General features: G+C 69.9%; 2 protein-coding genes. Both read right to left on the bottom strand.

The window, feature by feature from the left end; all coding sequences use genetic code 11:
• The coding region (locus H0U68_RS14100; protein WP_296356622.1) for a non-ribosomal peptide synthetase at positions 1-8,170 on the bottom strand (8,170 nt) is incomplete at its 3' end.
• A 13-nt stretch (positions 8,171-8,183) separates the two neighbouring features.
• Positions 8,184-11,632 (bottom strand): amino acid adenylation domain-containing protein (locus tag H0U68_RS14095; protein ID WP_296356620.1); only part of this gene is annotated, 3,449 nt, incomplete at its 5' end.

Genomic DNA, 11,632 nt, shown 5'->3' with positions numbered 1-11,632 from the left:
AGGCCAGGCGCTCGGCGGGGTAGGCGGGGTCCAGGGGCACATACGCGCCGCCGGCCTTGTGCACGGCCAGAAGCGCCATCACCATGCGCTCGGTGCGCTGCACGCACACGGCCACGCGCGCATCGGGACCGACGCCCAGGGAGCGCAGGTGGTGGGCCAGGCGGCTCGATTGGGCATCGAGCCCGGCGTAGCTCAGGCGCCGCTCGCCATGCACCAGCGCGATGGCATCCGGCGTGCGCCGTGCCTGCGCCTCGAACAGCGCGTGCATGCACAGCTCGGCCGGATACTCCGCCTGCGTCGCGTTCCAGCCCACCAGCAACTGTTCCCGCTCCGCGGGGGACAGCAAGGCCAGTTCGGAGACCGGCCGCGCTTCATCGGCCACCATGGCTTCGAGCAGATTCACGAGGTAGCCCGCGTAGCGCGCCACGGTGGCCTGGTCGAACAGGGCCGAAGCGTAGGCGAGGCCGCCGGCGATCCGGCCCGACACCTCGGCCAGCTCCAGCGTCAGGTCGTACTTCGCGACTTCCGCGCCGGCACCCTGCGGCTCGACCCGCAGGCCCTGCAGCGCGATGTCCTGGCTTTCGTTGTTCTGCCAGGAGAACATCATCTGGAACAGCGGCGTGTGGGCCAGGCTGCGCACTGGCTTGACCAGCTCCACCACCTGTTCGAAGGGCAGGTCCTGATGCTGCTGCGCGTTGAGCGATTCCGTCTTGACCCGCCGCAGCAGCTCCGCGGTGCTCGGGCTGCCGCCCAGGTCGATGCGCAGCGCCAGCGTGTTGATGAAAAAGCCGATCAGCCCTTCGACTTCGACGCGTGTGCGGTTGGCGACCGGCGTGCCGATCACCAGGTCATCCTGCCCGGACAGGCGCCCGAGCAGCGCGCTCCAGGCGGCCAGCAGCGTCATGTACAGCGTCGTGCCATGGCGCTGACCCAGCGCTTTCAGCTTCGCGCTGAGCGTGTCGTCCAGCGCGATGGGCACCACCGCACCGCGGTGGTCCTGGTGTGCGGGGCGCGGGCGGTCGGCGGGAATCTCCAGCAGCGCGGGCGCGTCCATGAAGCGCTGCTTCCAGTAGTCGCTCTGGCGTTGCAGAACCTCGCCATCGAGCCAGCGGCGCTGCCAGGCGGCGTAGTCGGCGTACTGGATCGCGAGCGGCGGCAGCGGGTCGGGGCGGCCTTCGGCGAAGGCCGCGTACAGGGCGCCCAGCTCACGCGTCAGCACGCCCATCGACCAGCCGTCGGACACGATGTGGTGCATCGTGAGCAGCAGCACGTGTTCTTCTTCGCCCAGCACCAGCAGCCGGCCGCGGATCAGCGGGCCGCGTTCGAGGTCGAAAGCGTCGGTCGCTTCGCGCGTGCTCCAGGCCTGCAGCAGGGCGGATGCATCGGGCTGGCCCTGTAGGTGGTGCACGGCCAGCGTAAAGCCGGTATCGGCGGGCGCGATGACCTGCACGGGATCGCCGCCGGTCTGCACGAAGCCGGTGCGCAGCGCTTCATGGCGCGCGACGATGCGGTCCAGCGCGCGCTGCAGCGCCGCGCGGTCCAATGGGCCGGACAGGCGCAGGCCTACGGGCATGTGGTAGGCCAGGCTGAGGCTTTCGAGCTGCGCCAGGAACCACAGCCGCTGCTGCGCGAAGGACAGGGGCAGCGGCGTATCGCGCGGCACCGGCTCGATGGCCGACAGGGCGCCGGGCGCGGCGCCCTGGATGGTGGCGGCCAGCGCCTGCAGCTGCGCGTGCTCGAACACGTCGCCCAGCGACAGCTCGGCGCCGAGCACGTGGCGCAGGCGCGAGACCAGCCGCATCGCCAGCAGCGAATGCCCGCCCAATTCGAAGAAGTCGTCGTTGCGTCCCACGCGCGGCACCTGCAGCAGCTCGCACCAGAGCGCGGCCAGGGCGATTTCCATTTCGCTCTCGGGTGCCGCGTAGGCGCGTGCCGCATAGGCGTCGGCCTCCGGTGCGGGAAGCGCGCGGCGGTCGATTTTGCCGTTGGGCGTGAGCGGCAACGCGTCGAGCGCGACGAAGGCCGCGGGCAGCATGTACTCGGGCAGCGTGCTCGCCAGGTGCGCGCGCAGCGCAATGGCGCGCTGGTGCGCCTGCTGCGCATCGCCGCCGCTCGTTTGGCCGGACGCCGTCGCGACCAGGCTCATCCAGTCGAAATCGATCTCGGTGTCTTGTGCCGCAGCGGTGTAGTACGCCACCAGGCGTTTGTCGCCGGGCGTGTCCTCACGCTCGATCACGATGGTTTCGAGCACCGACGCATGCTCGGCCAGCCGGGCCTCGATCTCGCCGAGTTCGATGCGAAAGCCGCGGACCTTGACCTGGAAGTCGTTGCGTCCGAGGAACTCGATATTGCCGTCGGGCAGGTAGCGCGCCAGATCACCGGTGCGGTACATGCGTCCATCGGCGAACGGGTCTTGCAGGAAGCGCTCGGCGGTCAGCTCCGGGCGGTTGAGGTAGCCCTGCGCGACGCCGTCGCCGGCGATGTACATCTCGCCCGTGGCGCCGCGCGGCACCGGCTGGGCATGTCTGTCCAGCAGGTAGATGCGGGTATTGGCGATGGGCTTGCCGATGGGCACGCTGCGCGCATCCTCTGCGACTGAGGTGAGTTCGCAGGTGGTGGCGAAAGTCGTCGTCTCCGAAGGGCCGTAGCAATGCACCAGATGCTGCGGGGCGCTGTCGCGCAGCACCTGGGCGATGGCCCGGGGCACGGCCACGTCGCCGCCGGTGAGCAGGTAGCGCAAGGTGGGGAACACGGCGGCCAGCGGCTGCGCATAGGCGCTCAGCAGGCCGGCAACGAGGTGCAGGATGGTGGTGCGGCTCTTGGTGAGCCAGGCAGCCAGGGCGGCAGGCTGCAGCAGCGTGGCATGCGAGACGACCACGATGCAGGCGCCGTGCAGCAGCGGGGCCCAGACCTCCATGCTGGAGGAATCGAAAGCCGGGTTGGAAGTGAAAGCCACCCGGTCGTCGCTGTGAAAGCGCGCGTAGTGGTTGTTCAGCACCAGCCGGGCGATGGCGCGGTGGGGCACCACCACGCCCTTGGGCAGCCCGGTGGAGCCGGAGGTGTACATCACGCAGGCCGTGGACAGGCTGTCCGTGGGCGTGGGCACTGGTGCATCCCCGGCTGCGGCGTCGAGCACCAGCGCGTCCAGATCGACGCGCACGGCATCCATCGGCGCCATGGGCAGATGCGACAGGCTGAGCACGACAGGGGCTTGGCAGTCGGCAACCATGAAAGCCTGGCGCTCGGCCGGCGCGTTCAGGTCCAGCGGCACATAGGCGGCGCCGCACTGCAACACGGCCAACTGGGCCCAGACCAGCTCCAGCGAGCGGTCCAGCAGGATCGCCACGTGCGAGCCGGCGCCCACGCCGAGAGACCGCAGATGGCGGGCCAGCGCGCACGCTTTGCCATGCAGTTCTGCATAGGTCAGCTGCGCGTCCTCGCCGAGCACGGCCAGGGCATCGGGCGTGCGGCGCACCTGCGCCTCGAACAGCGCGTGGATGCAACGGTCGCGCGGGTAGTCCGCCTGAGTGGCGTTCCATGCGACCAGCAGCTGGTGGCGCTCGGCCGTGTCCAGCAGCTCCAGCCGGTCGACCGGCTGCTGCTCGTCGGCCACCATCGCCTGGAGCATCGTCTTGAAGTACCCCGCGTAGCGCTCCATCGTCGCCGCGTCGAACAGCGCGCTTGCGTAGACAAGGCCGCCGGCGATCCCGTCGTCGCTTTCACCAAGCGTCAGTTCGAGGTCGAACTTGGAGCCGATGAAGGGCGCGTCCACCGGCACCGATTGCAGCCCCGGCAGTTCCAGCGGCTGGCCCGCGTCCTGCCACAGGAACGTCACCTGGAACAGCGGCGTGTGGGCCATGCTGCGCGCCGGCTTGAGCAGTTCCACCACCTGCTCGAACGGCAGATCCTGGTGCTGCTGCGCGTTCAGCGACTCCGTCTTGACCTGCCGCAGCAGTTCGGCGGTATTGGGGCTGCCGCCCAGGTCGATGCGCAGCGCCAAGGTGTTGATGAAAAAACCGATCAACCCTTCGACCTCTACCCGCGTGCGGTTGGCCACCGGCGTGCCGATCACCAGGTCGTCCTGGCCGGACAAGCGCCCGAGCAGCGCGCTCCAGGCGGCCAGCAGGGTCATGTGCAGGGTGGTGCCGTGTCGCTGGCCCAGTGCTTTCAGCTTCGCGCTGAGCGCCCGGTCCAGCGCAATGGGCACTACAGCGCCGCGCTGGTCCTGGCGCATAGGCCGCGGGCGGTCGGTGGGGAGCCTGAGCAATGCCGGCGCGTCGGCCAGCCGCTGGCGCCAGTAGTCACCCTGGCGCTGCAGCACGGCGCCGGCCAGCCAGCGGTGCTGCCAGGCGGCGTAGTCGGCGTACTGGATGGGCAGCGCGGGCAACGGGTCGCCATGGCCGAGCGCGAACGCGGAATACAGCGCGCCGAGTTCGCGCGTCATCACGCCGACCGACCATGCGTCGGACACGATGTGGTTCATCGTGATGAGAAGGAGGTGGTCTTCGTCGCCGATCACGACCAGGCGGCCGCGTACCGTGGGGCCCTGTTCGAGGTCGAAGGGGTCGTTCGCCTCGCGCAGGCGCAGGGCTTCGGCCTGGGCGGCCGCGCCGGGGTCGCCGCGCAGGTCGTGCACCTGCAGTGCGAAACCGGCATCCGCGGGTGCGATGCGCTGCACCGGCTGGCCGTCCTGCACGGCGATGCGCGTGCGCAGCGCCTCGTGCCGGGCGACGATGCGGTCCAGGGCATTGCGCAGGGCTGCGTGGTCCAGTGCGCCGGACATGCGCAACCCCAGGGGCATGTTGTAGGCCGATCCCTGGGCGTCCAGCTGCGCCAGGAACCACAGGCGCTGCTGCGCGAAGGACAGCGGCAGCAAGCCGTCGCGCGCCACCGGTACGACGGCCGGCAGCTCGCTGCGCTGCGCGTTGCCGACCGCCGCGGCGAGCGCCTGCAGCCGCGGATGCGCGAACACGGTGCCCAGCGGCACCTCGACGCCCAGCTCCGCCCGCAGGCGCGACGCCATCCGCACGGCCAGCAGCGAGTGGCCGCCGAGCGCGAAGAAGTCGTCACCCCGGCCGATGCGTTCGACCCGCAGCAGCTCGCTCCAGAGCCGCGCCAGAGCGGTTTCCCGCTCCCCTTCAGGTGCTTCGTAGGCGGCGGTCGCATAGGCGTCCTGGCCGGGCGCGGGCAAGGCCTGGCGGTCCAGCTTGCCGTTGCAGGTGCGGGGCAGCGCGTCCAGCAGCACGTAGGCGGCCGGCACCATGTAGTCGGGCAGCGCCGCCGCCAGGTGGTCGCGCAAGTCGCCGGCCCGGATGCCGGTATCGGCGACCACGTAGGCGACCAGCCGGGTGTCGCCCGGGCTGTCGTCCCGCGCCACAACTGCCGTGGCCCGCACGCCGGGCATCTGCGCAAGGCGCGCCTCGATTTCGCCGAGTTCGATGCGAAAGCCGCGGATCTTCACCTGGAAGTCGTTGCGCCCGAGGAACACGATGTTGCCGTCGGCCAGGTAGCGGCCGAGGTCGCCGGTGCGCACCATGCGCCCGCCGTGGAACGGGTCCTCGATGAAGCGGTCAGCCGTCAGGCCGGGCTGGTGCAGGTAGCCGTGCGCGACCCCGGCCCCGCCGACGTACAGCTCGCCCGTCACGCCCGTGGGCACCGGCTGGCCGTGCGCGTCCAGCAGGTAGATGCGCGTGTTGGCGATCGGCCGGCCGATGACGGAGCCCGTGTCCACGATGCCGTCGGCCGTGCATTCGAACGCGGTGGCGTCGCCGTTCACCTCCGAGGAGCCATAGAAGTTGTACAGGCGCAGGGCAGGGTGGGCCTGCCGCACGGCGCGCACCAGTTCCGGCGGCAGGCGTTCGCCGCTGCAGACCAGCGTGCGCACCGAGGCCATCGACGCGGGGCCGGTCTCGAGCAGGCGCGCGAGCAGCGAGGGAACGACGACCAGGTTGGAAACATCGAAGCGGCGCACGCGGCTCGCGAACACGGCCGGGTCGCCCGCCGCGTCCTGGCCGAACACCACGAGCCGGCCGCCGGCGGCCAGCGTCTGCAGCGTTTCGGTCACGGCGTCGACAAAGCCGATGCTGGTTTTCCACGCGGTGACCGGGGCCGTGCCGCCGGCAATGGCGCGCGCGTACCACCACAGGCGGTTCAGCAGCCCTTCGATGGTGTTGCCGACGCCCTTGGGCTGGCCCGTGGAACCGGAGGTGTAGATCACGTAGGCCAGGTGGTCCGGCCGCAGGCCGACGGGCCCGGGCGGGATGGCGTGTGCGGGCTGGTGCGCCCACAGCTGCGCATCGGCATCGAGATCGATCACCGGCACCGATTGCGTGTCCAGCGTTGCGAGCGCGCCTTGCGTCAGCAGCACCACCGGCGCGCTGTCGCGCAGCATGAAGTTCAGCCGCTCGGCGGGGTGCGCCGTGTCCAGCGGCACATAGGTGCCGCCGGCTTTCAGCACGGCCAGCATCGCCACCGCCAGGTGCCTGCCGCGCGGAAGGTGCACCGCCACGCAGCTGTCGGGCCGCACGCCCAGGCTGCGCAGGTGGTGCGCCAGCCGGTTGGCTTGGGCGTCGAGTTCGCCGTAAGTCAGCGACAGGCCGTCGTCGATGAGAGCAATCGCGTCGGGCGCGCGCGCAGCATGCGCTTCGATCAGGGTATGGACGAACGGCGAATCCGGCGCTTCGGCCTGGGTCGCGTTCCACTGGACGAGCAACTGGTCGCGTTCAGCGTCGCCGAGCAGTTCGCATCTTTCGACCGGCCGCTGTTCATCAGCCACCATCGCGCGTAGCAAGGACTGCAGGTAGCCGGCATGGCGTTCGATGGTGGTTTGGTCGAACAACGCCGTCGCATGGTCCAGCCGGCCGACGATGCGGCCGTCCGACTCGCCCAGGTCCAGCATCAGGTCGTACTTGGCGATGTCGTGCCGCACGTCCAGCGATTCGATGCGCAGGGCCGGCAGGTCCAGCCTGTCGTGCGTGTTGTTCTGCCAGGAGAACATCACCTGGAACAGCGGCGTGTGGGCCATGCTGCGCGCCGGCTTGAGCAACTCCACCACCTGCTCGAAAGGCAGGTCCTGGTGCTGCTGGGCATTCAGCGATTCCGCCTTCACGCGCGCCAGCAGCTCCACGGTGTTCGGGCTGCCGCCCAGGTCGATGCGCAGCGCGAGCGTGTTCACGAAGAAGCCGATCAGGCCTTCGAGTTCGACCCGGGTGCGGTTGGCCACCGGCGTGCCGATGACGATGTCCTGCTGCCCCGACAGGCGCGCCAGCAGCGCACCCCAGGCGGCCAGCAGCGTCATGTACAGGGTCGTGCCCTGGCGCTGGCTGAGTGCCTTCAGGCCCGCGGTGAGTTCCTTGTCGAACGCAATGGCGAACGCGGCACCGCGGTGGTCCTGTTCCGCCGGGCGCGGGTGGTCGGTGGGAAGCTGCAGCAGGACCGGCGCCCCGTCGAGGCGGCTGGCCCAGTAGTCCTTCTGGCGCTGCAGGGCGTCGCCGCCCAGGGCCTGCTGCTGCCACGCGGCGTAGTCTGCATACTGGATGGCCATCGCCGGCAGCGGGTCGTCCTGCCCTTGCGAGAATGCGCTGTACAGCGCGCTCAGTTCGCGCGTGAGTACGCCCAGCGACCAGCCGTCCGAGACGATGTGGTGCATGGTGACGAGCAGCACGTGCGCGTCGCCGTCCAGCGCGAGCAGGCGCCCGCGGATCAGGGGGCCGTTCTCCAGGTCGAAGGCGGTGCTGGCTTCTTCCTGTGCGATGTGTTCGACGCGGGCATTGGCATCCGCACAACCGCGCAGGTCCTGGTCCAGCAGCAGGAAGCCGGCGCTGTCGGGCGCGATGCGCTGTGTGGGCTGGCCGTCGGTGATCACGAAGCGCGTGCGCAGCGATTCGTGGCGCGCGACGATGCGGTCCAGGGCGCGCTGCAGGCCGGCGCGGTCCAGCGTCCCCGTGAGGCGCAGGCCCAGGGGCATGTGGTACGCCATGCTGCGGCCGTCGAGCCGGCTGAGGAACCACAGCCGCTGCTGCGCGAACGACAGGGGCAGCGACTCGCCGCGCGGCACCGGCTGGATGGCCGCGGTGTCCTTCTTGCGGCCCGCGCCCTTGGTCTGTTCCAGCAGGGTCAGCAGGCGGACGCGCTCTTCCCGCGTCAGCTGCTTCAAGGCGGCAGGGCTCATCGTGGCTTCCTGTTCATAGCTGTGCCAATGCCTCTTCGACGTCTTCGGCCGCGAAGCTCGCAAGCTGCGCGTCGAGGATGGCGTCGGCCAGCCCCTGCAGCTGCGGGCGCTCGAACAGCGCGTTGAGCGGCAGCTCGATGCCGACCTCGTGGCGAACGCGAGAGACCAGCCGCACCGCCATCAGCGAATGCCCCCCGAGCGCGAAGAAGTCGTCGTGGCGGCCCACGCGCGGCAGCTGCAGCAGCTCGCACCAGATGGCGGCAAGAGTGGTTTCAGTTTCGCCTTCGGGCGGCTCGTAGGCCCGCTGCGCAAAGGCCAGGGCGCCCGGCGCAGGCAGTGCACGGCGGTCCAGCTTGCCGTTGGGCGTAAGGGGCAGCGCGTCCAGCAGCACGAAGGCGGCGGGCACCATGTACTCGGGCAGCACGCCGCAGAGCTGCGCGCGCAACGCGCCCGCCTGGACATCCGCACCCGCTTCGGCGACCACGTAGGCCACCAGGCGCTTGTCGCCGGGAACATCTTCGCGGGCCAGCACGGCGGCTTCACGCACGCCGGCGATCAGCGCGAGGCACGCCTCGATTTCGCCAAGCTCGATGCGGAAGCCGCGGATTTTCACCTGGAAGTCGTTGCGGCCCAGGAACTGGATGTCGCCGTCCGGAAGATAGCGCGCCAGGTCACCGGTGCGGTACATGCGCCCGCCGTGGAACAGATCGTCCAGGAAGCGCTCGGCCGTCAACTCCGGGCGATTGAGGTAGCCGCGCGCAACCCCGTCGCCAGCGATGAACAGCTCGCCCGCGACGCCGATGGGCACCGGCTGCCCGTGCGCGTCCAGCAGGTAAATGCGCGTGTTGGCGATCGGCCGGCCGATCTGCGGCGCCTGGCCCTGCCGCTGGCGCTGCAGGGTTGACCAGATCGTGGTTTCCGTCGGCCCGTACAGGTTGCACACCGCCGGTGCGCGTTCGAGCAGGGCCTGCGCCAGCGCCGCAGGCAGTGCTTCACCGCCGCACAGCACGCGAAGCGGTTGGCCGAACGTGGACCAGTCCTGGTCCAGCATCGTCCGCCAGGTGGCGGGCGTGGCCTGCATGACGGAGACGCCGTGCTGGCGGATCAGCTGCACGAGACGGGCGGCGTCCAGCGTGTCGCTGCGCGCTGCGACCACCACCGTGGCGCCGCACAGCAGCGGCAGATACAGCTCCAGTCCGGCGATGTCGAACGACAAGGAGGTCACGGCGAGCAGCACGTCCGACGCCGCGATGCCCGGCTCCCGGGCCATCGACGTGAGGAAATTCACCAGGTTGCGGTGCTCCACCATGACGCCCTTGGGATGGCCGGTGGAGCCGGAGGTGTAGATGACGTAGGCGAGGTGGCCGGGGCGCAGGCCGATGGAGGCCACCGGGATGGGGGTGGAGGGCTGATGGGCCCAAAGAGGGGCGTCGGCTGCGAGGTCGAGCACGGGAACGTCCAGGCCGCCGGTCAGGCCTTCGGGCACTTCACCATCGGTGATCAGCACGCGCGGCCCGCTGTCCTGCAGCATGTAGGCCAGGCGCTCCGTGGGGTACGCCGGGTCGAGCGGCACGTAAGCGCCACCGGCCTTGAGCACGGCCAGCAGGGCAACGATCATCTGCTCGGAGCGCTGCACGCACACGGCCACGCGGGCATCCGGTTCAACGCCAAGCGTGCGCAGATGGTGCGCCATGCGATTCGCCTGTGCATCGAGTTCGATGTAGCTGAGGCGCCGCTCGCCGTGCACCAGCGCGATGGCGTCGGGCGTTCGAAGCACCTGCGCCGCGAAGAGTTCGTGCATGCAGAGTTCACTGGGAAACGCCGCCTGCGTTGCGTTCCAGTGAAGGAGCAATTGATCGCGCTCGGCGGCCGGGAGCATCGGCAACTCCGAGACTGCGCGTGCCTCATCGGCAACCATTGCTTCGAGCAGGTTCACCAGATAGCCGGCGAAGCGCTCGATGGTGGCGCGCTCGAACAGGGCGCTCGCGTACTCGAAGCCGCCTGCGATGCGGCCTTCGGCCTCGCCCATGTGCAGCGTGAGATCGAACTTCGACAGCGCGACCGGCGCGGCCAGCGGCTGCAGCGCAAGGCCCGGCAGGGCGATGGCATTTTGCGCGTCGGCCTGCCAGGAGAACATCACCTGGAACAGCGGTGTGTGGGCCATGCTGCGCGTGGGCTTGAGCAACTCCACCACCTGTTCGAAGGGCAGGTCCTGGTGCTGCTGGGCGCTGACGGATTCGGACTTCACGCGCTGCAGCAGTTCCACGGTGCCGGGATTGCCGCCGAGGTCCAGGCGCAGCGCCAGCGTGTTCACGAAGAAGCCGATCAGGCCTTCCAGTTCCGCACGGGTGCGGTTGGCCACCGGCGTGCCGATGACGATGTCTTCCTGGCCGGACAAGCGCGCCAGCAGAGTCCCCCAGGCGGCCAACAGCGTCATGTACAGCGTCGTGCCCTGGCGCTGGCTGAGCGCCTTGAGCTTCGCGCTGAGCGCGTCGTCCAGCATGAAGTCCACCATGGCGCCGCGATGGTCCTGCTGCGCGGGGCGAGGATGGTCGGTGGGCAGCTCCAGCAGGGCGGGTGCGCCGGCCAGGCGGTTCTTCCAGTAATCGCTCTGGCGCTGCAGCACCTCGCCTTCGAGCCAGTGGCGCTGCCAGGCGGCGTAGTCGGCGTACTGGATCGGCAACGGGTCCAGCGGGTCTTCCTGGCCTTGGCTGTACGCGCCGTACAGCGCGCTCAGCTCCCGGGTCAGCACGCCCATGGACCAGCCGTCCGAGACGATGTGGTGCATCGTGATCAGCAGCACGTGCTCTTCGTCGCCAACGACCAGCAGCCGCCCGCGGATCAGCGGACCGGTGGTGAGCTTGAAGGCCTCGCCGGCTTCTTTCGCGGCCAGGGTTTGAACTTGGGTTTGCGCATCCGCGTGACCGCGCAGGTCGTGCACGTGCAGCGTGAAGCCAGCATTTACCTCAGCGATGCGCTGGACCGGCAGGCCGTCCTCCAGCACGAACGCGGTGCGCAAGGCTTCGTGGCGCGCAACGATGCGGTCCAGCGCGCGTTGCAGGGCGGTGCGGTCCAGCGTGCCCGAGAGCCGCAGCCCGATCGGCATGTGGTACGCGCGGCTCCTGGAGTCGAGTTGCGTCAGGAACCACAAGCGCTGCTGCGCGAAGGACAGCGGCAGGGATCGATCGCGGGGCGCGGGCTGGATCGCAGGCAGCGCGCTGCGTTGCATTGCTCCCAGGGCGACAGCCTGCGCGTCCAGTTGCGGATGCTCGAACAACTGGCTCAGTGGCAGCTCCACGCCCAGGTCGGTGCGCAGGCGCGACAGCAGGCGCATCGCCAGCAGCGAATGTCCGCCGAGCGAGAAGAAATCGTCATGGCGGCCGACGCGTGGCAGCTGCAGCAGCTCGCACCACAGGGCGGCGAGAGCAGTTTCCATCTCGCCCTCGGGCGGCTCGTAGGCAC

The organism is Ramlibacter sp. (assembly GCF_013697775.1).
Classification (GTDB): Bacteria; Pseudomonadota; Gammaproteobacteria; order Burkholderiales; family Burkholderiaceae_C; genus Ramlibacter.
This window is presented reverse-complemented; position numbering and strand designations above follow the sequence as displayed.